Raw genomic sequence first — 21,080 nt, forward strand, 5'->3', positions numbered from 1 at the left:
AGAACCTCATTACATTTGTACAAATATAATCACCGACATGAAGGCCGTCCGTTCCCCCGCCGCCGTTCATGCCGCGGCCCGTGCCAGTGCGAGGCCCTCACCTGAGGCCAGCCAGGATCCGGCGGTCGAATCCTTGCGGCGTTTCCGGCAGATCTTTGCAGCCGTGCGCACGCATTTCCGCCAGGTCGAGCAGATCACGGGCACGGGTGCCGCGCAGCTGCGCGCCCTGAGCCTGCTGCGCGAGCGCCCGGGGCTGCGCATCAGCGAGCTGGCGCAGGCCATGGACATCCACCAGTCGACTGCCAGCAACCTGGTCAAGACCCTGGTCGACCGCAAGCTGGTCAGTGGTTTGCGTAGCGGCCAGGATGCCCGTGTGCTGCACCTGAACCTGCAACCGGCCGGCGAGAAGGTACTGCAGCGCCTGCAGGGACAGCACTACATCGGCGTGCTGCCCCAGGCCCTGCAGACCCTGCCCCCACGCGTGCTCAAGCGCATGAACGCCGACCTCGACCTGCTGCTGTCCGCCATGCAGGCGGACAGCGCGGCCGCCCGCTCGCCGCTGGCTTCGCTCTGATTCCGGGCCGCCGCCCTGCCTGTGCAGGGCAAAGGACGGCCCCTACTATCTAGGAGTAACGATGATCGATCTGATGCTCAACTGGTCCGAGTGGATCAAACCCTCGGCCGGTCTGCCCACCGTGCAGTGGGCCCTGCTGCTGGCCCTGGCCGCGGCCGCCGGCCACCTGCTGCAGCGTTACCTGGGCCTGCCCAAGGTGCTGGGCTATTCGGCTGTGGGCGCCCTGGCCGGTTTCTCCGGCTACACGACGGCCAGCTGGCCGCTGGACGGCATCGCGCAGTTCATGGTGGAGCTTGGCCTGTCCATCGTGCTGTTCGAAGCTGGTGGGCGGCTGTCACTGCGCTGGTTGCGTCACAACCCCATGCTGCTGGCCCAGAGCCTGGGCGAAGCGCTGGCCACCTACCTGGCGGCCTGGTGGGTGCTGCAGCTGTTCGGCGTGGACGGCGCCCTGCATGTCCCGCTGGCACTGCTGATGGTCGCCACTTCGCCGACCGTGCTGATGCGTGTGGCCAGCGACCTGCGCGCCAGCGGCCCCGTGACCGACCGCGTCATCACCCTGGCGGCCCTCAACACCTTTTATGTGCTGGCCCTGGGCGGTGTCATGGCCCGCCTGCTGGGCCGCTCGCAGGCCACCCTGGCTGATGCCATCTACCCGGTGATCCTGCTGGTCGTGGCCTCGGTGCTGGTGGGTGCCTTGCTGGCCTACGCCCTGCGCAAGGCGCTGGAGATCATGAGTCCGACCAGCGAGAACACCGCCGTGCTGCAGCTCTCGCTGATCGCCGCCGGCACGGCCCTGGCCGCGCACTTCGGCGGCTCGGCACCGTTGGCTGCCCTGCTGGCCGGCATCCTGCTCAAGACCCTGCACCCGCGCCCCTGGTCCTGGCCGCGCCAGTTCGGCACGGCCTCGGCCATCCTGACCATCCTGATGTTCGTGCTGGTCTCCATGGCCGCCGCCCAGGCCCCCTGGGACTGGGAAGCCTGGAGCCTGATCGCCGCCCTGGTGCTGGCGCGCGCCCTGGCCAAGCTGGGCGCCATCGCGCTGGCGGGTTTTGGCAGCGGTGCCAGCCCGAAACAGGCCTTGTGGACGGCCGGTGCGCTGTGGCCCCTGTCGGCCGTGGCCCTGCTGCTGGTCTCGCAGTTTGCCGAATTTGCACCCGCCATCGGGCAACCGGTGGCCGCCATCGCCCTGCCGCTGATCCTGTTCATGGAAGTGCTGGGCGCGCTCATGGCCATGCTGGCCCTGCAGCGCGCCGGCGAAGCCGGACGCCCGCCGGCCATCCGGCGCGTCAAACCCGAGGGAGAAAATACCGATGCCGCTTGAAGCCTTCAACCATTCCGAGGCCCTGACCCTGGGTGTGGAGCTGGAACTGCAGCTCGTCAACACGCACGACTACGACCTCGCGCCCTATGCCGACGACATGCTGCGCCTGATGGCCAAGCGCAAGCTGCCTGGCAGCGTGGTGCCGGAGATGACCTCGAGCATGATCGAGATCTCCACCGGCATCTGCCACTCGCCCTCACACGTGCAGGAAGAGCTGGGCCAGATCCGCGACGCACTGGTGCAGTGCGCCGACAAGCTCAACATCGCGGTGGTCGGCGGCGGCACCCACCCTTTCCAGCAATGGCACGAGCGGCGCATCTACGACAAACCGCGCTTCCGCCAGCTGTCCGAACTCTACGGCTACCTGTCCAAGCAGTTCACCATCTTCGGCCAGCACGTGCATGTGGGCTGCCCGGATGCCGACAGCGCCCTGCTCATGCTGCACCGCATGTCGCGCTACATCCCGCACTTCATTGCGCTCTCGGCCTCCTCACCCTACGTGCAGGGGCACGACACGGCCTTCGACTCGGCGCGGCTGAACTCGGTATTCGCCTTCCCGCTCTCAGGGCGTGCGCCTTTCGTGCTGAACTGGGACGACTTCAACGCCTACTTCGACAAGATGACACGCACCGGTGTCGTGAAGAGCATGAAGGACTTCTACTGGGACATCCGGCCCAAGCCGGAGTACGGCACCGTCGAGATCCGCGTCTTCGACACACCCCTGAGCATCGAGCGCGCGGCCGCGCTGGCCGGCTACGTGCAGGCGCTGGCCGCCTGGTTCCTGAAGGAAGCCCCGTTCGAACCGGTGGAGGACGATTACCTCGTCTACACCTACAACCGCTTCCAGGCCTGTCGCTTCGGGCTAGACGCGGTCTACGTGGACCCGGCCAGCGGCACCCACCTGCCGCTCAAGGAGCACATCCTGGCCACGCTGGACCGGGTGCAGCCCTACGCCATCACGCCGGGCTCGGGTGCCGCGCTGGAGCTGCTGCGCAACAGCACCGAGCGCGGTCTCAACGATGCGCGCTGGCTGCGCGATGCGCAAGCCAACGAGCAGTTGCTGGGTGAGGTCACACGCCAGGCCGGCCTGCAGTTCCGCAAGGCCAGGGCACCCGAGGCCTGACTCAGGTCTTCAGAACCTGGGGGTTCAAGGGCGTCAGGCCCTTGCCCTTGCTGAAGAACTCGATCAGGTTGTCGGCCGCCAGCTTGGCCATGGCCTTGCGCGTGGGCACACTGGAACTGGCAATGTGCGGCGTCAGCACCACGTTGGGCACGGTCAGCAGGTCCGGATGCACATTGGGTTCGCCCTCGAACACGTCCAGGCCGGCCGCGGCGATGCGCTTGTCGCGCAGCGCCTGGGCCAGGGCCGCGTCGTCGACGATGCCGCCACGGGCGATGTTGACCAGCGTGGCCGTGGACTTCATCTGCGCCAGTTCGGCCGCGCCGATGGCATGGTGCGAGGCGGCCGAGTAGGGCAGCACCAGCACCAGGTGATCGGCCGTCTTGAGCAGTTCTTCCTTGCTGACATAACGCGCCTTGCATTCGGCTTCGGTCGCCGCATCGAGACGCGAGCGGTTGTGATAGATCACATTCATGCCGAAGCCATGCGCCCCGCGGCGGGCAATGCCTTGCCCGATTCGGCCCATGCCCAGGATGCCCAGCGTCGCGCCATGGATGTCGGAGCCGGCGAACATGTCGTAACTCCACTTGGTCCATTTGCCTTCGCGCAGGTAGATCTCGCTCTCGGTGATGCGGCGGGCCGTGGCCATCATCAGCGCAAAGCCGAAGTCGGCCGTGGTCTCGGTCAGCACGTCGGGCGTGTTGGTGCCCAGCACACCGTGCGCCGTCATGGCGTCGAGGTCGAAGTTGTTGTAACCCACGGCCATGTTGGCGCAGATCTTGAGCTTCGGACAGGCGGCGAGCACATCGGTGTCGATGCGCACGCTGCCCGTGGTGAAAGCGCCATCCTTGTCGCGCAGCTTCTCGATCAGCTGGGCGCCGGTCCAGGCCTCATCAGCCTGGTTGGACTCGACGTCGAAATGCTGCGACAGGTGCGCAATGGTTTCGGGAAAGACGGCGCGGGTGACGAGGATGCGGGGTTTGCTCATGGCAGAGGCTTTCAATTAACGGAACCAGATGAAGGTCATGACGACGAAGAGGGGCAGCAGGATGGCGCCCGACCACAGCATGTAACCGAAGAAACTCGGCATCTTCACGCCGCGGTCCTCGGCAATGGCCTTGACCATCAGATTGGGCGCGTTGCCGATGTAGGTGTTGGCCCCCATGAACACCGCCCCCGCCGAGATGGCGGCCAGGGTCGGTGCCAGCGTGGTCATCAGGATCGCCGGATCGCCACCGGCGGTGTTGAAGAACACCAGGTAGGTCGGCGCGTTGTCCAGGAAGGAGCTCAAGGCGCCGGCCGCCCAGAAATACATGGCGGGATCAGGCGAGCCGTCCGGGCGCGTCACGGCGGCCACCACGGCGCCGAAAGGGCCGTTCACGCCGGCCTTGAGCATGGCAATCACGGGAATGATGGTCAGGAAGATGCCGGCAAACAGCTTGGCCACCTCCTGCATCGGGGCCCAGGAAAACTGGTTGTTGACGTGGGCGTCCAGGGGCGTGATCTTCAGCGACACCAGGGTGACGATGAGCAGGCCGACATCGCGCACCAGCCCCGGCAGGCCGACCTCGGTGCCCAGGATGTCGAAGACGACGCCCGACTTCCAGAAACCACTGAGCAGCACCAGGCCCACGATGGCCCCCAGCAGCCAGAAGTTGCTGGCCCCCTCGAAGCCGATGCGTTTGCTGTCGGGTGTGGGGTCGACCGGCAGGATCTCCTCGCGCCGGTGGTAGTACCAGCTGTCCATGGCATAGAACAGTGCCAGCAGCACGCCCACCAGGAACAGCGTCTCCGGGAAGATGTGGCTCAGGGTCCAGAAGAAGTCCACCCCCTTGAGGAAACCCAGGAACAGGGGCGGGTCGCCCAGCGGCGTCAGCGAACCACCGGCGTTGGAGACGATGAAGATGAAAAACACCACCACATGCGCCTTGTGCCTGCGATTGTCATTGGCTCGGATCAGCGGGCGGATCATCAGCATCGAGGCCCCGGTGGTGCCCATGAAACTGGCCAGCACGGCCCCGATGGCCAGGATGGCGGTGTTGAGGCCCGGGCTGCCGTGCAGGTTGCCGCGGATATGGATGCCGCCGGCCACTGTGAACAGCGCCGTCAGCAGGATGATGAAAGGGATGTACTCGGCCAGCAGGGCATGGACAAAGTTCACCAGCGCCGTGCCGGGGCCGAAGGCCAGCGCAAAGGGCAGCAGGAAGGCCAGGGACCAGGCCGCTGCCACCTTGCCGAAATGATGGTGCCAGAAGGTCGGCGCCAGCAGTGGCATGACGGCGATGGACAGCAGGATGCCGGCAAAGGGCACACCCCAGATGGCCGAGAGCTGGCTGCCGTCGAATTCGGCCGCCATCGCCAGGCCGGGGCACAGGGCCAGCCATCCCAGGGCCAGGCCCCAACGGTATCGTTTCATTGTCGTTCCTCTTGTTATTCCAGCCAGTGGGTGAATTGTTCGGCCGGCACACGCGGCGTATGAAAGCTGTTGACGACGTTGGACGCATCGGCATGACCCAGCGCCATGCCGCAGACCAGCATCTCCTCGGGACCTGCGCCGATGTGCGGCAGGATGATCTTCGCAAAACCGTTCCAGGCCGCCTGCGGGCAGGTGTGCAGGCCGCGCGCGCGCGCCGCCAGCATGATGTTCTGCAGGAACATGCCGTAGTCCACCAGCGAGCCACGCCCCATGACACGGTCCAGCGTGAACATCAGGCCCACGGGGGCATCGAAGAAACGGAAGTTGCGCTGGTGCTGGGCGTGCATCCTGTCCTTGTCGCCCTTACCTATGCCCAGCAGGCCGTAGAGTCCCCAGCCATTCTCGCGCCGTCGGTCGATATAGGGACTGACCCATTGCTCCGGGTAGTAGTCGTATTCCTCGCGGTATTCGGCGGCCAGCGCCGGATCGGCGCGCAGTGCCTCATGCGCGGCACACACTTTCTCCACCAGGCTGTCGCGGCTGGCACCCCGCAGCACGTAGACCTTCCAGGGCTGGGTATTGGTACCCGAAGGCGCGCGGCTGGCCAGTTGCAGGATGTCCTGGATGGTTTCAGGCGCCACGGCCTGCGGCGTGAAGGCGCGCACGGACATGCGCGTCTGGATGGCTTCGTCTACGGTCATGGTATTCAGGTCAGGGTTTCAAGCGCCGTTCGCAGGGGCGCCGGAAGGGGTGCCGGCCGGCGGGACAACCGGTCCACGTAGACATGCACGAAATGGCCCTGGGCGGCCGCGAATTCCTCGCCCTGGGCATAGAGGCCGACCTCATAACGCACACTGGAATGACCCAGCCGCGCCACGCGTATGCCGGCCTCGACAGTCTGGGGAAAAGCCAGCGAGGCAAAGTAGTTGCACTGGGTCTCGATCACCAGGCCGATGGTGTCGCCACCGTGGATGTCCAGCACGCCCTGCTCGATCAGCCAAGCGTTGACGGCGGTGTCAAACCAGCTGTAGTAGACGACGTTGTTGACATGACCATACACATCGTTGTCCATCCAGCGGGTGGTGATGGGGCGGAAGACCCGGTAAGCGCTGCGCGGGAGCGGCCGTGGTTTCTCGTTGGGGTTGTTCATGCTGCCCCTGATTTTGCCAGTCCCCAGCCTCGGCCTTTCAGGTGCTGCCCATGCCGCCATTGCGCCCGCCCCACCCTTCAGGGTTTCTAGGCTGCCGGACCTAAATTGCTGCAAAGCAGCAAAAACCTCTTGCATTCGGAGTGGGGCTGCCTAAAATTGGCCTCATGCTGCAATGCAGCAAACATGGTTCCCCAACCCTTCCTTCAAGGAGTTTTCTATGCTGACCGTCGAACAAGTCCTGGCCGCCAACAAGGCCAACGTTGAAACCCTCTTTGGTCTGACCGGCAAAGCCTTCGAAGGCGTGGAAAAGCTGGTTGAACTCAATCTGGCCGCCTCCCGTGCCCTGCTGGCCGAGTCCGCCAGCCAGACGCAGACCGTTCTGAATGCCAAGGACCCGCAAGAACTGCTGGCCCTGCAATCCGGCCTGCTGCAGCCGCTGAGCGAAAAGGCCGCCAGCTACAGTCGCGAAATCTATGACATCGCCGCCGTGACCAGCGCCGAATTCGGCAAAACCTTCGAAGCCCAGGTCGCCGAAGCCCAGAAGAAATTCCTGGACGTGGTCGATAGCACGGCCCAGAACGCCCCGGCCGGTTCCGAAACCGCCGTCGCCCTGATGAAGAGCGCCGTGGCTGCGGCCAACAACGTGCTGGAAAGCGCCCAGAAATCGGCCAAGCAGGCAGCTGCCCTGGCTGAGTCGAATTTCAAGGCGGCGACCGTCAGCACCGTCGAAGCCGGCAAAACGGCTAGCAAAAAGCGTTGATTTTTAACGCGGGATAGACCCAGCTTGTAGAGGCTTTACCGAAGAGCCTTTACAACAAGGGAAAACCCTGACATAATTCATTTATCGGAAAACAGAATATTTTTTGTTTTCCAGTTGGTTGTCTCCTCGGGTCCTTTCGTAACCATCAGGTTCAGGGATCCCTTCAAAGCCCCGTCCCTGACGGGGCTTTTTTTTTACCTCACGGGGCGCATTCCGGCTTCGATCGCCTGCCGCAGCTGCGGCAGGGCCTGTTGCATGGCAGCCCGCCCGGCCTGAATGGCACGGTTGCGTGCGGCGAAGTCTGCCCCCGATACCCCGTTCAGCGCCGGACGCACCACCACCAGATTGCTGCCGAGCAGTTCCAGGCTGTTGATGCTCTTGCTCATGATGCTGAAGGTCTGCAGCAGGATCTGGAACACATCACCCGGCGCATTGGCCTCGGGCTGCTGCGAGATATCCACGGCAATCACCAGTTCCGCCCCCATCTGGCGAGCCTGGCGCACCGGTACCGGCGCCACCAGGCCGCCATCCACATACTCCCGCCCGGTGATGCTCACCGGCTGGAACAATCCGGGCACGGCGCTTGAGGCCCGCACCGCGGTGGCGATGTCGCCGCGCTCGAACAGTACCCCCTGGCCGCTTTGCAGATCTGTGGCCAGGATGCCCAGCGGCATGGGGAGATCCTCGATGCGGCGCCCTCCCACCTGCTGGTGAACGTAGCGGGCCAGGGCATCCCCGCGCAGCATGCCACGGCTGAACAAGGGCAGCGTCCAGTCGGTGAAGGTGGCCTCGTCCATGGTCTCGGCGGTGCGTTGCAACTGACTGCCATTGCGTCCGCTGGCATAAAGCGCCGCCACCATGCTGCCGGCCGAGGTGCCGGCCACCAGATCGGGCCGTATGCCGGCCTCTTCAAGCACCTGGATCACACCCACATGGGCAAAACCACGCGCCGCGCCGCCCCCCAAAGCCAGGCCGACACGCGGGGCACGCTTGAGTTCGACCGGCGTAGACAAGTCCGGCCCCGGTTCCGGCGGCGCCATGGCGCAGCCTGCCAGCACGAGGCACAGGGCGGGCCACAGCAGGTACCGGCCCCGATATCGCATCACGATCATTAAAGTATTGAGAATGATTTGCATTTTGTATATCATCTGGGTTCCGAATTCTGATCCGAGCCTAAGACATCATGTTCAAGCGAATTTTCACCCTCACCCTCTTCACCCTGTTGAGCAGCACCCAGGCGCTGGCCCAGGAGCAGGTCGTCAACATCTATTCCGCCCGCCATTACCCGAGCGACGAGGCCCTCTACAGCCAGTTCAGCCGCACCACCGGGATCCGCATCCATCGCGTGGATGCCGATGATGCCGGCATTCTGGCCCGCCTGCGCGCCGAAGGGGCCGCTTCCCCGGCCGACGTGATTCTGCTGGTGGACGCCGCGCGCCTGTGGCGCGGTGAAACCGAAGGCCTGTTCCAGCCCGTCAAGTCGGCCGTATTGGACGCTGCCATTCCGGCCCAATTGCGCGGAGCGGCCAATGCCGAGGGGGCCTCGGCCTGGTACGGCTTCTCGACCCGGGCCCGTGTCATCGTCTACGACAAGATCAAGGTCAAGCGCGAAGACGTCGACACCTATGAGGAACTGGGGGATGCCAAGAACAAGGGCCGCCTGTGCATCCGCTCCGGTTCGCACCCCTACAACCTCTCGCTCTTCGGTTCGGTTTACGAGCACTTGGGCGAAGCCCAGACCGAAACCTGGCTCAAGGGCATGGTCGACAACATGGCACGCGCGCCCAAGGGCGGCGACACCGACCAGATCCGCGCCGTGGCTTCGGGTGAATGCGCCGTGGCCGTGACCAACAGCTACTACCTGGCGCGCCTGATGCGCTCCAGCAAGCCCGAAGACCAGTCCGTGGTGGAGCGCATCGGTGTGGTCTTCCCCAACCAGTCCAGCTGGGGTACCCACGTGAACATCGCCGGCGGTGCCGTGGCCAAACATGCCAAGAACCAGGCCAACGCCGTGAAATTCCTGGAATACCTGGCCAGCGCCCAGGCGCAGGAACATTTCGCCAATGGCAACAATGAATGGCCGACGGCCAAGGGCGTGAAGCTGGACAACCCGGCCCTCAAGACCATGGGCGGCAACAGTTTCAAGAGCGAGACCATCCCGATCAGCGTGGTCGGCAAGAACTCGGTCAAGGTGCAGCAGATGCTGGACCGCGCAGGCTTCCGTTGACCCTCCCGCATCCATGAAAAAAGCCGGCGGATTCCGCCGGCTTTTTCTTTTTCCAACTGACGATCAGTCGGCCGTGGCCTCTTCAGGCTTGGCCTTGCCTTCCTTCTTGGGCAGGGGCTGGATGTCGAGCGTGACCTCGGTCTTGCTCTCGTCCTTGTCGTCCAGGTCCACCGTCAGGCGACCGCCCTCGGTCAGACGACCGAAGAGCAGTTCGTCGGCCAGCGCGCGACGGATCGTGTCCTGGATGAGCCGCTGCATGGGGCGTGCGCCCATGAGCGGGTCGAAACCCTTCTTGGCCAGGTGCTTGCGCAGCTTGTCGGTGAAGGTGACGTCCACCTTCTTCTCGGCCAGTTGGGTTTCGAGCTGCAGCAGGAACTTGTCGACCACGCGCAGGATGATGTTCTCGTCCAGCGCCTTGAAGCTGACCATGGCATCCAGACGGTTGCGGAACTCCGGTGTGAACAGGCGCTTGATGTCGCCCATCTCGTCACCGGCCTGACGCGGGTTGGTGAAGCCGATGGTCGACTTGTTCATGGTCTCGGCACCCGCATTCGTCGTCATGATGATGATGATGTTGCGGAAGTCGGCCTTACGCCCGTTGTTGTCGGTCAGCGTGCCATGGTCCATGACCTGCAGCAGCACGTTGAAGATGTCCGGATGCGCCTTCTCGATCTCGTCGAGCAGCAGCACGGCATGCGGCTTCTTGGTCACGGCCTCGGTCAGCAGGCCGCCCTGGTCGAAACCGACATACCCCGGAGGCGCACCGATCAGGCGGCTCACGGCGTGGCGCTCCATGTACTCCGACATGTCGAAGCGGATCAACTCGATGCCCATGATGTAGGCGAGCTGCTTGGCCGCTTCGGTCTTGCCCACACCGGTGGGGCCGCTGAAGAGGAAGGAGCCGATCGGCTTGTCGGCACGCCCCAGACCGGAGCGCGCCATCTTGACGGCCGCGGCCAGCACTTCCAGCGCCTTGTCCTGGCCGAAGACCACGCTCTTCAAGTCACGTTCGATGGTCTGCAGCTTGCTGCGGTCGTCGTTGGACACGTTGGCCGGGGGAATACGGGCAATCTTGGCCACGATTTCCTCGACCTCGGTCTTGCCAATGGTCTTCTTGCGCTTGGACGGTGCCAGGATGCGCTGGGCGGCGCCCGCCTCGTCGATCACGTCGATGGCCTTGTCGGGCAGGTGGCGGTCGTTGATGTACTTGGCCGACAGTTCGGCCGCCGCCTGCAGCGCCGCATTGGCGTACTTGACGTTGTGGTGCTCCTCGAAGCGCGACTTCAGGCCCTTGAGGATGTCGATGGTCTCCTGCACGCTGGGCTCGACCACGTCGACCTTCTGGAAACGACGCGACAACGCCGCATCCTTCTCGAAGATGCCGCGGTACTCGGTGAAGGTTGTGGCACCGATGCACTTGAGCTGGCCGCTGGAGAGCGCCGGTTTGAGCAGGTTGGAGGCGTCCAGCGTGCCGCCCGAGGCCGCACCGGCCCCGATCAGGGTGTGGATCTCGTCGATGAAGAGGATGGCGTTGGGTTTGTCCTTCAGGGACTTGAGCACGCCCTTGAGGCGCTGCTCGAAATCACCGCGGTACTTGGTGCCGGCCAGCAAGGCCCCCATGTCCAGCGAATAGACATTGGCTTCGGCCAGGATCTCGGGCACGTCTTTCTGGACGATGCGCCAGGCCAGGCCTTCGGCAATGGCCGTCTTGCCCACGCCGGCTTCACCCACCAGCAGCGGGTTGTTCTTGCGGCGACGGCACAGGATCTGGATCACGCGCTCGACCTCGTACTCGCGGCCGATCAGCGGATCGATCTTGCCTTCCTTGGCAGCCTGGTTCAGGTTCAGGGTGTACTGCTCCAGCGGGGACGCCTTGCTGTCGCCCTTCTCGGCGGCGGCCCCCTCCTCAGCCTCGCCCGAACTCTCGCTGGACTTGCCGGCTTCGGGCGGATCACTCTTCTTGATGCCGTGGGCAATGAAATTGACCACATCCAGCCGCGTCACGCCCTGCTGGTGCAGGTAGTAGACGGCGTGTGAGTCTTTCTCGCCGAAGATGGCCACCAGCACGTTGGCACCGGTCACTTCCTTCTTGCCGCTGCCGGTGGACTGCACGTGCATGATGGCGCGCTGGATCACCCGCTGGAAACCCAGCGTGGGCTGGGTGTCGACGTCGTCGGTACCGGCCACCTGGGGGGTGTTGTCCTTGATGAAGTTCGCCAGCGACTTGCGCAGGTCATCGATATTCGCCGCGCAGGCGCGCAGCACCTCGGCCGCACTGGGGTTGTCGAGCAAGGCCAGCAGCAGATGCTCCACCGTGATGAACTCATGGCGCTGCTGACGCGCCTCGACAAACGCCATGTGGAGGCTGACTTCCAATTCCTGGGCAATCATGTGACTTCCTTTTGCCTTGCTTACGAACCTACTGTAATCCGATTCACCTGACTGTCCAACAGTTCCAGCCGTGAAAGTAAAGTAACTTTTACCCGTCTACTCAAAATACTCACTCCACCGGCTCGCTCAGGCACTGCAGCGGATGCCCCGCCTTGTGCGCCGCATCGAGCACCTGGTCCACCTTGGTGGCGGCCACATCCTTGGTGTAGACACCACATACGCCTTTGCCGTCCAGATGGATCTTGAGCATGATCTGGGTGGCCGTTTCCAGGTCCTTGCTGAAAAACTCCTGGATCACGACCACCACGAACTCCATAGGGGTGTAGTCATCGTTCAACATCACCACCTGATACATCTGGGGCGGCTTGACTTTCTGGGTCCGTCGCTCCAGCACCACCGATCCACCCTCGTCCCGGCTGGGCTGCTGGACGGGCGGAAGGGGCGCTTTGGCGGGAGGTTTGGTGGCCATGGATCGATTCTATCGAGCGCGCATCAGGCGCGCCCCGCATGGGGTTGAATTGGAGGCGAACCGAGCAGTCTTCAAGGCTGTTTCCTGTAGGCCATGAAAAAAACCGGCCGCAGGCCTGGTGCGAATCCAAGGGTATCGCACCTCGGGCCAGCCGTGGCAGCACGTCCCGTTTGAACGCGTCATCACGCCGGCCGGAATGGCGGACAATGCATCAGCCTGTGACTCACGCCATCGACCCATGAACCGTCTGCTCGCCCGCCTGTTTGTCCTGCTCCTGGCCTTGCCGGCAATGGCTTGGGCGCAGAACACGCCCCAGCTGCATCTGTCGCGCATCACGCTCTCGGCCGGCATGCATCTGATCAACGCCCAGGTGGCCGCCACGAATGAGCAGCGCGCCATCGGGCTCATGTTCCGCAAGGAAATGCCCACCAGCGAAGGCATGCTCTTTGTCTTCGAACAGCCGTCCAGCCAGTGTTTCTGGATGAAAAACACCCTGCTGCCTCTGACGGCCGCCTTCGTGGCCGACGACGGCACCATCGTCAACCTGGCCGACATGAAGCCGCAGACCCTCCAGTCCCACTGTTCGGCCAAGCCGGTGCGGTATGTGCTGGAGATGAACCAGGGCTGGTTTGCCAAGCGGGGGATCAAGGCCGGCAGCAAGCTGGGAGGCCGGCCCTTCGAGATGCGCCGATAAGGGCAAGCGCCAAAAAACAAAGGTGACCCCGACGGAACCCGCCGGGGTCACCTGCTTGCCTCAAATCCTGGCGTACGGCTTCAGACCTTGACCGACGCGAGCGCCGCGTTCAGTGTCTTGCTCGGCCGCATCACGGTATCGAGCTTGGCGAAATCCGGCTTGTAGTAACCGCCGATATCGGCCGGCTTGCCCTGCACGGCCGCCAGTTCGGCCACGATGGCCTTCTCGTTCTCCGCCAGCTGCTTGGCCAGGGGGGCGAACTGGGCCGCCAGGGCCGCGTCGTCCTTCTGTGCGGCCAGCTCCTGGGCCCAGTAGAGAGCCAGGTAGAACTGGCTGCCGCGGTTGTCGAGCTGGCCGGTCTTGGGCGAGGGATTCTTGTTGTTGTCGAGCAGCTTGCCGGTCGCTGCATCCAGCGTCGTGGCCAGGATCTTGGCCCGCTTGTTTCCGCTCTTGATGCCGAGCTCCTCGAGCGAAACGGCGAGGGCCAGGAACTCACCCAGGGAATCCCAGCGTAGGTGGTTTTCCTCCACCAGCTGCTGCACGTGCTTGGGCGCCGAACCACCCGCGCCGGTCTCGTACATGCCGCCACCGGCCATCAGCGGCACGATGGACAGCATCTTGGCGCTGGTGCCCAGCTCCATGATGGGAAACAGGTCGGTCAGGTAGTCGCGCAGGATGTTGCCGGTGGCCGAGATGGTGTCCAGGCCGCGGATCACGCGCTCCAGCGTGTAGCGCATGGCACGCACCTGCGACATGATCTGGATGTCCAGGCCCGCTGTGTCGTGCTCGTGCAGGTACATCTTGACCTTGGTGATCAGCTGGGCCTCGTGCGGACGGTACTGATCGAGCCAGAACACCACCGGCATGCCCGAGTTGCGCGCGCGTGTGACGGCCAGCTTGACCCAGTCGCGGATCGCGGCGTCCTTGACCTGGCACATGCGCCAGATGTCACCCTGCTCCACGTCCTGGCTCATCAGGACCTCACCCGTGGCCAGGTCGGTGATGTTGGCCACGCCGTCCTCGGAAATCTCGAAGGTCTTGTCGTGCGAGCCGTATTCCTCGGCCTGCTGGGCCATCAGGCCCACGTTGGGCACGGTGCCCATGGTGCGCGGGTCGAAGTTGCCGTGCCATTTGCAGAAGTTGATGATTTCCTGGTAGATGCGGGCGAAGGTCGACTCGGGCATCACGGCCTTGACGTCCTTGAGCCGGCCATCGGCGCCGTACATCTTGCCGCCGGCGCGGATCATGGCCGGCATGGAGGCATCCACGATCACGTCATTGGGCGAATGGAAGTTGGTGATGCCCTTGGCGGAATCGACCATGGCCAGCTCCGGACGATGCTCATGGCAGGCGTGCAGGTCACGCTTGATCTCCTCCTGCTTGGACTGGGGCAGCGTGGCGATCTTGTTGTAGAGGTCGACCATGCCGTTGTTGACGTTGATGCCCAGCTCATCGAACAGCTTGCCGTGTTTCTCGAAGGCGTCCTTGTAGAAGATCTTGACGCAGTGGCCGAACACGATGGGGTGCGAGACCTTCATCATGGTGGCTTTCACGTGCAGCGAGAACATCACGCCGGTCTTGTGCGCGTCCTCGATCTCCTTTTCGTAGAACTCGAGCAGCGCCTTCTTGCTCATGAACATGCTGTCGATCACTTCCCGGTCGAGCAGGGGAATCTTGGGCTTGAGCACGATGGTCTTGCCGCTCTTCGTAATCAGTTCCATCTTCACGTCGCGCGCCTTGTCCAGCGTCATCGACTTCTCGCCATGGTAGAAGTCGCCATGGTGCATGTGCGAGACGTGGGTGCGCGACGCCTGGCTCCACTCGGCCATGGAATGCGGGTTCTTGCGCGCGTAGTTCTTCACGGCGGCCGGGGCGCGGCGGTCGGAGTTGCCCTCGCGCAGCACCGGGTTGACGGCGCTGCCCGTGCACTTGGCATAACGTGCGCGGAGCGCCTTTTCCTCCTCGGTCTTCGGATTTTCCGGATAGTCGGGGATCTTGTAGCCCTTGGACTGCAGTTCCTTGATGCAGGCCACCAGCTGCGCCACCGAGGCACTGATGTTGGGCAGCTTGATGATGTTGGTGTCAGGCAGCAGGGTCAGGCGGCCCAGCTCGGCCAGGTTGTCCGGCACGCGCTGTTCCTCGCTCAGGTATTCCGGGAAGGCGCCCAGAACACGTGCCGCCACCGAGATGTCGCTGGTGGCCACGTTGACGCCAGCCGGGGCAGCGAAGGTGCGGATGATGGGGAGGAAGGCACTGGTCGCCAGCAGCGGCGCCTCGTCGGTCAGGGTGTAGATGATGGTGGGTTGCTGAGTGCTCATGTCTTATCTCCAGAAATACGAGTCGTGATGCCACAGGTCGTTTGCTGACCCTGAACTGCTTCAGTCATTCAACGATGAGAGATTTTGCTTTCTGGGCTCAGCCCGCGCCCCCTTTTTTTGAATCGAAATCCCGCAATACAAAATATTCATCAAAAAAAGCCGGAAATTTTCACTCCAAGTCTTATAAAAGACACATGACTGACTGTCAGGGGTGAGATGACGACCCGTCAGCCTTGGCGCCACGACCGAAAACAAAAAGGGCCCGAAGGTCCAACCTTCGAGCCCCTCTTCAGCAAAGCGCGGGAATCAGGCGTAGTTCTTGGCCGCGAAATCCCAGTTCACCAGCTTGTCCAGGAAGGTCTCGACAAACTTCTGGCGCAGGTTGCGGTAATCGATGTAGTAGGCGTGCTCCCACACGTCCACCGTCAGCAGGGCCTTGTCGGCGGTGGTCAGGGGCGTGCCCGCTGCCCCGGTGTTGACGATGTCCACGGAACCGTCGGCCTTCTTCACCAGCCAGGTCCAGCCGGAGCCGAAGTTGCCCACGGCCGACTTGACGAAGGCTTCGCGGAAGGCAGCGTAGCTGCCCCACTTGGCGTTGATGGCCGTAGCCAAGGCACCGGTGGGCTCGCCGCCGCCATTGGGCTTCATGCAGTTCCAGAAGAAAGTGTGGTTCCAGATCTGGGCGGAGTTGTTGTAGATACCGCCGCTGGACTTCTTGATGATGGACTCCAGGTCCATGCTTTCGAATTCGGTGCCCTTTTGCAGGTTGTTCAGGTTCACCACATAGGCGTTGTGGTGCTTGCCATGGTGGAACTCCAACGTCTCCTTGGAGTAGTGCGGTGCCAGGGCGTCAATGGCGTACGGCAGGGGGGGAAGGGTGTGTTCCATGGTGTTGTCCTCGATGGTTTGTTGTCGGCGAAAGCGCTGATTGTAGGAATTAATTTTCCGCCCGGGGTGACACGGTCAGATCAACCTTGCCATCGGCAAGGGTGGCCTGCAGGGCCTGCCCGGGATGCGTCTGGGCCACGCGGGTGATGGTGCGCCCTTGCCCATCCGAGAGCCAGGCGTAACCACGCTGCAGCACGAGCGAGGGGTCCAGCAGTTGCAAATGCCGGCCGGCACGCTCCAGGCGCTGCTGCTGGGTCTGGAGCCCGCGCTGCACCGCCTGGGGCCAGGCACTGCCTGCCTGCTGCAGCTCACGCCGGCGCTGCACCAGCGCATGGGTGGCGGCATAGTGCAGGCGCTGGCCCTGTGCCGCCAGGGCCAACCGCTGTCGCGTGACCAGACCGGAGGGCCGGCCCAGGCGGCTGGCCGCCAGGTCCAGCCGCTGGCTCTGACGGTCCAGCTGCTGCTCCAGCGCGCCCTGCAGGCGATCCTGCAGCAGCGCCAGGGCCCCGAGCCAGACCGCCCGGGATTCGGCCACCAGTTCGGCCGCCGCCGTCGGCGTCGGCGCGCGCAAGTCGGCCACAAAATCGGCGATCGTAAAGTCGGTTTCGTGTCCGACACCACAGACCACCGGCACCGGGCTTTGCACCAGGGTACGGGCCAGGCGCTCGTCATTGAAGGCCCAGAGGTCCTCCATGGAACCACCACCGCGCACCAGCAGGATGACGTCCGGCGCCAGACGGCCCTGCCCCACCAGGGCATAAAGTTGCTGCAGGGCGCCCACCAGTTCGGCCGGCGCCGCCGCACCCTGCACCGACGCGGGTGCAACGATGACCGGGATGTGCGGCACCCGCCGCTGCAGGGCCGTGACCACATCGTGCAGGGCGGCAGCGCCCAACGAGGTCACCAGGCCGATGGCGCGCGGCATGGCCGGCAGTTCGCGCTTGCGCGCGGCATCGAACAAGCCCTCCGCCTCCAGCCTGGCCTTGAGCTTGAGGAACTGTTCGAACAGGGCGCCCTGACCGGCACGCGACATCGATTCGACAACGAGCTGCAGGTCGCCGCGCGGCTCGTAGACGGCCAGGCGCCCGCGCAGTTCCACCAGTTCCCCATCGCGGGGCGTGAAGTCCAGCAGGCCAGCGGCACGGCGGAACATGGCACAGCGGATCTGGCCGCTTTCATCCTTCAGCGCAAAGTAACAATGCCCGCTGGATGCGCGGTTGAAGCCCGAAATCTCGCCGCGCACCGCGACCGGATTGAAGCGGGCCTCCAGCGCATCAGCAATGGCGCGGCATAAAGCCCCAACCGGCCAGATACGTGGCGCGGCAGCAGTGTTTTCAAACCCGGACATGAGCAACCATGCGGCTTGCGCCGGGCTTGCCGAAGCGGACTACTCCACAATGACCCGACAGTTGACAGCCAGGGTCAACCATCGCCCCCAAGCCAGATTTTCCCGTGCAAGTCATTGATTTCATTGATTTTTTATCTGCCTTTTTTGTCATCGTTCTGTCGCAAACACGCATGGATACGTGCCCTGGAGCAGCTACCCAACAGTTCTGCACAAAGTTATCCACATGAACTGTGGGCTACCTTGCCGCCATCCCCAAACAGACGGCAGACGCAAAGGCAAGTCGCGCCAGAAGACGACCGTGCAAGCGCCTCGGTCATAATCACACGGCACATTTGCGCGGAGGATCCCTTTGTTTTCCATCATACAAGCCGCTGGCTGGCCGATCTGGCCCCTGATCGTCTGTTCCATCCTCGGACTGGCCCTGGTCATCGAACGTTTCCTGAGCCTCAAGACCGCCAAGGTCGCCCCACCGCAACTGCTGGACGAGGTGCTGAAAGCCTCCAGCACGGCGCTGCCCGCGCCCGAAGTCATCGCCCAGCTCGAGAAGAACTCGGCCATGGGCGAAGTGCTCGCCAGCGGCCTGCGTGCCCTGCAGGCCAAGCCGACCAGCAGTGACGAGGAGTTGCGCAACGCCCTGGAAAGCAGCGGCCGCCTTGTGACCCATCGACTGGAGCGTTACCTCAGCGCCCTGGCCACCATCGCCTCGGTGGCACCGCTCATGGGCCTGTTTGGCACCGTGGTCGGCATGATCGAGATCTTCGGTTCGCAATCGCCGACGGGCGGTACCGGTGGCGGCAACCCCGCCCAGCTGGCGCACGGCATCTCGATTGCGCTTTACAACACCGCCTTCGGCCTGATCATCGCCATCCCGGCCCTGATCTTCTGGCGCTATTTCCGCGCCCGCGTCGACGAGTACCTGCTGACGCTGGAGCTGGCCGGTGAACGGCTGCTGCAACACCTGGCCACGCTGCGCACCCCGTCATGAGACTGCACTTGCGCCGCCCCGCCCGCGAGGAACCGGAGATCAACCTGATCGCCTTCATCGACGTGCTGCTGGTGATCCTGATCTTCCTGATGCTGTCGACCACCTACAGCAAGTTCACCGAGATGCAGCTGCGCCTGCCGGTGGCCGACGCCGACGCCCAGCGCGACTATCCCAGGGAAGTCATCGTCGCCGTCAGCAGTGACGGAAACTACTCGGTCAACCGCTCTAGCGTCGAGGGGCGCAGCGTGGAGGCCGTGGTTGCCGCCCTGCTGCAGGCGGCCAAGGCCGGCAAGGACACCGTGGTCATCATCAGCGCCGACGCCAGCGCGCGCCACCAGTCCGTCGTCACCGTGATGGAAGCGGCGCGCCGTGCCGGCCTGACGCAGATCACCTTCGCCACCCAGTCCTCGGCGCAGGCGGGCGGGCGCTGAGCCCATGGCCAGCCCCTCCCAGCCAGCCTGGCAACGCACCCTCGCCGACAACTGGCAGCGGCGCGGTCCCCTGGCCTGGAGCCTGTGGCCGCTCTCCCTGCTGATGGGCGGGCTGGTGCGCCTGCGCCAGGGCCTGTACCTCAGTGGTTTGCTGCGCCGGCACGTGCTGCCGGTGCCCGTGATCGTGGTCGGCAATGTCGTGGCGGGCGGCGCCGGCAAGACACCGGTGGTGATGACCCTGGTCAAGCACCTGCAGGCACGCGGCCTGCACCCCGGCGTGGTCTCGCGTGGTTACGGCCGCCGCACGCAGGACTGCCGCGAGGTGCAGGACGACAGCCCCGTGCACGACGTCGGTGACGAACCGGCCCTGATCCGCCGCAACACCGGTGTGCCGGTCTTCGTGGCCACGCGCCGCATCGAGGCTGCGCGCGCCCTGCTGCAGGCCCATCCGCAAACCAATGTGCTGGTGAGCGACGACGGTTTGCAGCACTACGCCCTGGCGCGCGACATCGAGATCTGCGTCTTCGACGACCGGGGCGTGGGCAACGGTTTCCTGTTGCCGGCCGGCCCCCTGCGCGAACCCTGGCCGCGTTATGTGGACCTGGTGCTGCACACCGGCAACCGCCCCGCCTTCACCGGCTACACGGCACGCCGTGCGCTGGCCGCCCAGGCGGAGCGCATCGATGGCAGCCGGGTCGACCTGGTAGCCCTGGCGCAGGACGGCCGGCCGCTGCTGGCAGTCGCCGGCACGGCCCGGCCCCAGGCCTTCTTCGACATGCTGCAGGCGCTGGGCCTGCCGCTGACCCTCACGGTGGCGCGTCCCGACCATGACGACTATGCCAGCTGGCAGCGGCCGCTCGATCGCGACTACACCCTGCTGTGCACCGAGAAGGATGCGCTCAAGCTCTGGGCCCACCATCCCGATGCACTGGCCGTGCCCCTGAACTTCGCGCCGGAGCCTGCCTTTTTCGCCGCGCTGGACCGGCTGCTCGACGAGGCGCAGCTATCATCACCCCATGGACACCCGACTCCTTGAACTGCTGGTCTGCCCCGTGACCAAGGGCCCGCTGGAATACAACCGCGAGAAGCAGGAACTGGTCTCGCGCAGCGCCCGCCTGGCCTACCCCATCCGCGACGGCATCCCGGTGCTGCTGGAAAACGAGGCGCGCACGCTGAGCGACGAAGAACTGGGGCTTTGAATCGATGAGCCTCACCGTCCTGATCCCGGCGCGGCTGGCCTCGACCCGCCTGCCCAACAAACCCCTGGCCGACATCGCCGGCCTGCCCATGATCGTGCGTGTGGCCCAGCGCGTCAGCAGCGGCCTGGGCGCCGGCACCCGCGTGGTGGTGGCCGGCGACAGCCCCGGGATCGTGCAGGCCTGCCAGCAGCATGGTGTCGAGGTGGTGCTCACGCGGGTCGACCACCCCAGCGGCAGCGACCGCCTGGCCGAAGCCTGCGATCTGCTCAAGCTGCCCGATGAGGCGCTGGTGGTCAACGTGCAGGGCGACGAGCCGCTGATCGACCCCGCGCTGGTCTCGGCCGTGGCCGAGCTGCTGCGCCAGCGCCCCGAGGCCAGCATGAGCACGGCCGCCCATCCCATCCATGAGGTGGCCGACTTCGTGAACCCCAACGTGGTCAAGGTGGTGCTGGACGCGCGTGACCTGGCCCTGTACTTCAGCCGTGCACCCATCGCCTGGTGGCGTGACGGTTTTGCCCAGGGGGTCAAGACACTGCCGGATCCGGCGCCGCTGCGCCACATCGGCATCTACGGCTACCGCGCCGGCTTTCTGCGCCAGTTCCCGAAGCTGGCCCAGGCGCCGATCGAGGTGACCGAGGCCCTGGAACAGCTGCGTGCCATGTGGCACGGCCACCGCATCGCCGTGCACGTGACGCAGCAGGCCCCGGGGGCGGGCGTGGACACGCCCGAAGACCTGGCGCGGGTGCGCCGGCTGTTTGCGGCCTGAAGCGCGCCGGGCGATAGCCCCTG

Annotated in this window: 21 protein-coding genes; 11 read left to right on the top strand and 10 right to left on the bottom strand. The window is 64.6% G+C overall.

Annotated features, from left to right (window positions below; translation table 11 throughout):
- Positions 1 to 37: 37 nt before the first annotated feature.
- The 3 genes from HTY51_RS09355 to HTY51_RS09365 all read left to right on the top strand — a co-directional run bounded on the left by HTY51_RS09355 (position 38) and on the right by HTY51_RS09365 (position 3,018).
- Entirely contained in the window at positions 38 to 574 is a 537-nt protein-coding gene (locus HTY51_RS09355) for a MarR family winged helix-turn-helix transcriptional regulator (RefSeq protein WP_174252490.1), read from the top strand.
- Between the two features lie 61 nt (positions 575 to 635).
- Positions 636 to 1,895 (top strand): cation:proton antiporter, encoded by a 1,260-nt coding sequence (locus HTY51_RS09360; protein WP_174252491.1) that lies wholly within the window; start codon positions 636 to 638, stop codon positions 1,893 to 1,895.
- The gene (locus HTY51_RS09365; RefSeq protein ID WP_174252492.1) at positions 1,885 to 3,018 is read left to right on the top strand and encodes a YbdK family carboxylate-amine ligase; all 1,134 of its coding nucleotides are present in this window, start codon (positions 1,885 to 1,887) and stop codon (positions 3,016 to 3,018) included. Before HTY51_RS09360 ends, HTY51_RS09365 begins: the two co-directional genes overlap by 11 nt.
- Position 3,019: 1 nt before the next feature.
- Here the strand turns inward: HTY51_RS09365 and HTY51_RS09370 are convergent, their stop codons facing one another.
- From HTY51_RS09370 to HTY51_RS09385, 4 genes are read right to left on the bottom strand one after another with little or no spacing between them, the layout of a single operon-like run.
- Positions 3,020 to 4,003: a D-glycerate dehydrogenase gene (locus tag HTY51_RS09370; protein WP_174252493.1), complete on the bottom strand. Its 984-nt coding sequence runs from the start codon at positions 4,001 to 4,003 to the stop codon at positions 3,020 to 3,022.
- 15 nt (positions 4,004 to 4,018) lie between these two features.
- Positions 4,019 to 5,431, bottom strand: a complete 1,413-nt coding sequence (locus HTY51_RS09375; RefSeq protein ID WP_174252494.1) for a sodium:proton antiporter — start codon at positions 5,429 to 5,431, stop codon at positions 4,019 to 4,021.
- 14 nt (positions 5,432 to 5,445) lie between these two features.
- Entirely contained in the window at positions 5,446 to 6,132 is a 687-nt protein-coding gene (locus tag HTY51_RS09380; RefSeq protein WP_174252495.1) for a nitroreductase, read from the bottom strand.
- A 5-nt stretch (positions 6,133 to 6,137) separates the two neighbouring features.
- On the bottom strand, positions 6,138 to 6,581 hold the full coding sequence (locus tag HTY51_RS09385) for a thioesterase family protein (RefSeq protein ID WP_174252496.1): 444 nt from the start codon (positions 6,579 to 6,581) through the stop codon (positions 6,138 to 6,140).
- A gap of 217 nt (positions 6,582 to 6,798) precedes the next feature.
- Between HTY51_RS09385 and HTY51_RS09390 the strand changes: the two genes are divergently transcribed.
- Positions 6,799 to 7,341, top strand: coding sequence for a phasin family protein (locus tag HTY51_RS09390; protein WP_174252497.1), 543 nt, complete (start codon positions 6,799 to 6,801; stop codon positions 7,339 to 7,341).
- A gap of 194 nt (positions 7,342 to 7,535) precedes the next feature.
- Here HTY51_RS09390 and HTY51_RS09395 read toward each other — a convergent pair whose 3' ends face one another.
- On the bottom strand, positions 7,536 to 8,477 hold the full coding sequence (locus HTY51_RS09395) for a patatin-like phospholipase family protein (RefSeq protein ID WP_254606845.1): 942 nt from the start codon (positions 8,475 to 8,477) through the stop codon (positions 7,536 to 7,538).
- A 47-nt stretch (positions 8,478 to 8,524) separates the two neighbouring features.
- On the opposite strand from HTY51_RS09395, the gene HTY51_RS09400 reads away from it, so the two are divergent.
- Complete coding sequence (locus tag HTY51_RS09400) at positions 8,525 to 9,568, top strand: extracellular solute-binding protein (RefSeq protein ID WP_174252498.1); 1,044 nt, start codon at positions 8,525 to 8,527, stop codon at positions 9,566 to 9,568.
- A 63-nt stretch (positions 9,569 to 9,631) separates the two neighbouring features.
- On the opposite strand, the gene clpA is transcribed toward HTY51_RS09400, so the two are convergent.
- A complete protein-coding gene (gene clpA / locus HTY51_RS09405; RefSeq protein ID WP_174252499.1) occupies positions 9,632 to 11,959 on the bottom strand; it encodes an ATP-dependent Clp protease ATP-binding subunit ClpA in 2,328 nt (775 codons plus the stop codon).
- Positions 11,960 to 12,068: 109 nt separating this feature from the next.
- Entirely contained in the window at positions 12,069 to 12,428 is a 360-nt protein-coding gene (clpS, locus tag HTY51_RS09410) for an ATP-dependent Clp protease adapter ClpS (RefSeq protein WP_174252500.1), read from the bottom strand.
- A 238-nt stretch (positions 12,429 to 12,666) separates the two neighbouring features.
- Between clpS and HTY51_RS09415 the strand changes: the two genes are divergently transcribed.
- Positions 12,667 to 13,122 (top strand): DUF192 domain-containing protein, encoded by a 456-nt coding sequence (locus tag HTY51_RS09415; protein WP_174252501.1) that lies wholly within the window; start codon positions 12,667 to 12,669, stop codon positions 13,120 to 13,122.
- Between the two features lie 80 nt (positions 13,123 to 13,202).
- Here HTY51_RS09415 and HTY51_RS09420 read toward each other — a convergent pair whose 3' ends face one another.
- From HTY51_RS09420 to xseA, 3 genes are all read right to left on the bottom strand, one after another.
- On the bottom strand, positions 13,203 to 15,440 hold the full coding sequence (locus HTY51_RS09420) for an NADP-dependent isocitrate dehydrogenase (protein WP_174252502.1): 2,238 nt from the start codon (positions 15,438 to 15,440) through the stop codon (positions 13,203 to 13,205).
- A gap of 306 nt (positions 15,441 to 15,746) precedes the next feature.
- Positions 15,747 to 16,328: a superoxide dismutase gene (locus HTY51_RS09425; protein WP_174252503.1), complete on the bottom strand. Its 582-nt coding sequence runs from the start codon at positions 16,326 to 16,328 to the stop codon at positions 15,747 to 15,749.
- A gap of 49 nt (positions 16,329 to 16,377) precedes the next feature.
- Positions 16,378 to 17,676, bottom strand: coding sequence for an exodeoxyribonuclease VII large subunit (gene xseA / locus HTY51_RS09430; RefSeq protein WP_174252504.1), 1,299 nt, complete (start codon positions 17,674 to 17,676; stop codon positions 16,378 to 16,380).
- Between the two features lie 349 nt (positions 17,677 to 18,025).
- Here xseA and HTY51_RS09435 point away from each other — a divergent pair, with 349 nt between their 5' ends.
- The 5 genes from HTY51_RS09435 to kdsB are packed head-to-tail and all read left to right on the top strand — an operon-like array spanning position 18,026 to position 21,057.
- Positions 18,026 to 18,661: a MotA/TolQ/ExbB proton channel family protein gene (locus HTY51_RS09435; protein ID WP_174252505.1), complete on the top strand. Its 636-nt coding sequence runs from the start codon at positions 18,026 to 18,028 to the stop codon at positions 18,659 to 18,661.
- On the top strand, positions 18,658 to 19,092 hold the full coding sequence (locus tag HTY51_RS09440; protein ID WP_174252506.1) for a biopolymer transporter ExbD: 435 nt from the start codon (positions 18,658 to 18,660) through the stop codon (positions 19,090 to 19,092). The genes HTY51_RS09435 and HTY51_RS09440 overlap by 4 nt, the downstream gene beginning before the upstream one ends.
- Positions 19,093 to 19,096: 4 nt before the next feature.
- Positions 19,097 to 20,128: a tetraacyldisaccharide 4'-kinase gene (gene lpxK, locus HTY51_RS09445; RefSeq protein ID WP_174252507.1), complete on the top strand. Its 1,032-nt coding sequence runs from the start codon at positions 19,097 to 19,099 to the stop codon at positions 20,126 to 20,128.
- Entirely contained in the window at positions 20,109 to 20,291 is a 183-nt protein-coding gene (locus HTY51_RS09450; protein ID WP_174252508.1) for a Trm112 family protein, read from the top strand. Before lpxK ends, HTY51_RS09450 begins: the two co-directional genes overlap by 20 nt.
- 4 nt (positions 20,292 to 20,295) lie before the next feature.
- Positions 20,296 to 21,057 carry a 3-deoxy-manno-octulosonate cytidylyltransferase gene (gene kdsB / locus HTY51_RS09455; RefSeq protein ID WP_174252509.1) on the top strand — a complete coding sequence of 254 codons (762 nt, stop codon included), beginning with the start codon at positions 20,296 to 20,298 and terminating at the stop codon, positions 21,055 to 21,057.
- Positions 21,058 to 21,080: the final 23 nt, after the last annotated feature.

Source organism: Rhodoferax sp. BAB1, assembly GCF_013334205.1.
Classification (GTDB): domain Bacteria; phylum Pseudomonadota; class Gammaproteobacteria; order Burkholderiales; family Burkholderiaceae_C; genus Hylemonella.

What these genes read in the sequence shown, in the direction of transcription:
- HTY51_RS09450 (WP_174252508.1), top strand. Translation starts at nt 20,109, where the DNA reads ATGGACACCCGACTCCTTGAACTGCTGGTCTGCCCCGTGACCAAGGGC.
- kdsB (WP_174252509.1), top strand. Translation starts at nt 20,296, where the DNA reads ATGAGCCTCACCGTCCTGATCCCGGCGCGGCTGGCCTCGACCCGCCTG.
- HTY51_RS09365 (WP_174252492.1), top strand. Translation starts at nt 1,885, where the DNA reads ATGCCGCTTGAAGCCTTCAACCATTCCGAGGCCCTGACCCTGGGTGTG.
- HTY51_RS09355 (WP_174252490.1), top strand. Translation starts at nt 38, where the DNA reads ATGAAGGCCGTCCGTTCCCCCGCCGCCGTTCATGCCGCGGCCCGTGCC.
- HTY51_RS09385 (WP_174252496.1), bottom strand. Translation starts at nt 6,581, where the DNA reads ATGAACAACCCCAACGAGAAACCACGGCCGCTCCCGCGCAGCGCTTAC.
- HTY51_RS09425 (WP_174252503.1), bottom strand. Translation starts at nt 16,328, where the DNA reads ATGGAACACACCCTTCCCCCCCTGCCGTACGCCATTGACGCCCTGGCA.
- clpA (WP_174252499.1), bottom strand. Translation starts at nt 11,959, where the DNA reads ATGATTGCCCAGGAATTGGAAGTCAGCCTCCACATGGCGTTTGTCGAG.
- HTY51_RS09395 (WP_254606845.1), bottom strand. Translation starts at nt 8,477, where the DNA reads ATGCAAATCATTCTCAATACTTTAATGATCGTGATGCGATATCGGGGC.
- lpxK (WP_174252507.1), top strand. Translation starts at nt 19,097, where the DNA reads ATGGCCAGCCCCTCCCAGCCAGCCTGGCAACGCACCCTCGCCGACAAC.
- HTY51_RS09380 (WP_174252495.1), bottom strand. Translation starts at nt 6,132, where the DNA reads ATGACCGTAGACGAAGCCATCCAGACGCGCATGTCCGTGCGCGCCTTC.
- HTY51_RS09400 (WP_174252498.1), top strand. Translation starts at nt 8,525, where the DNA reads ATGTTCAAGCGAATTTTCACCCTCACCCTCTTCACCCTGTTGAGCAGC.
- clpS (WP_174252500.1), bottom strand. Translation starts at nt 12,428, where the DNA reads ATGGCCACCAAACCTCCCGCCAAAGCGCCCCTTCCGCCCGTCCAGCAG.
- xseA (WP_174252504.1), bottom strand. Translation starts at nt 17,676, where the DNA reads ATGTCCGGGTTTGAAAACACTGCTGCCGCGCCACGTATCTGGCCGGTT.
- HTY51_RS09390 (WP_174252497.1), top strand. Translation starts at nt 6,799, where the DNA reads ATGCTGACCGTCGAACAAGTCCTGGCCGCCAACAAGGCCAACGTTGAA.
- HTY51_RS09440 (WP_174252506.1), top strand. Translation starts at nt 18,658, where the DNA reads ATGAGACTGCACTTGCGCCGCCCCGCCCGCGAGGAACCGGAGATCAAC.
- HTY51_RS09415 (WP_174252501.1), top strand. Translation starts at nt 12,667, where the DNA reads ATGAACCGTCTGCTCGCCCGCCTGTTTGTCCTGCTCCTGGCCTTGCCG.
- HTY51_RS09360 (WP_174252491.1), top strand. Translation starts at nt 636, where the DNA reads ATGATCGATCTGATGCTCAACTGGTCCGAGTGGATCAAACCCTCGGCC.
- HTY51_RS09420 (WP_174252502.1), bottom strand. Translation starts at nt 15,440, where the DNA reads ATGAGCACTCAGCAACCCACCATCATCTACACCCTGACCGACGAGGCG.
- HTY51_RS09375 (WP_174252494.1), bottom strand. Translation starts at nt 5,431, where the DNA reads ATGAAACGATACCGTTGGGGCCTGGCCCTGGGATGGCTGGCCCTGTGC.
- HTY51_RS09370 (WP_174252493.1), bottom strand. Translation starts at nt 4,003, where the DNA reads ATGAGCAAACCCCGCATCCTCGTCACCCGCGCCGTCTTTCCCGAAACC.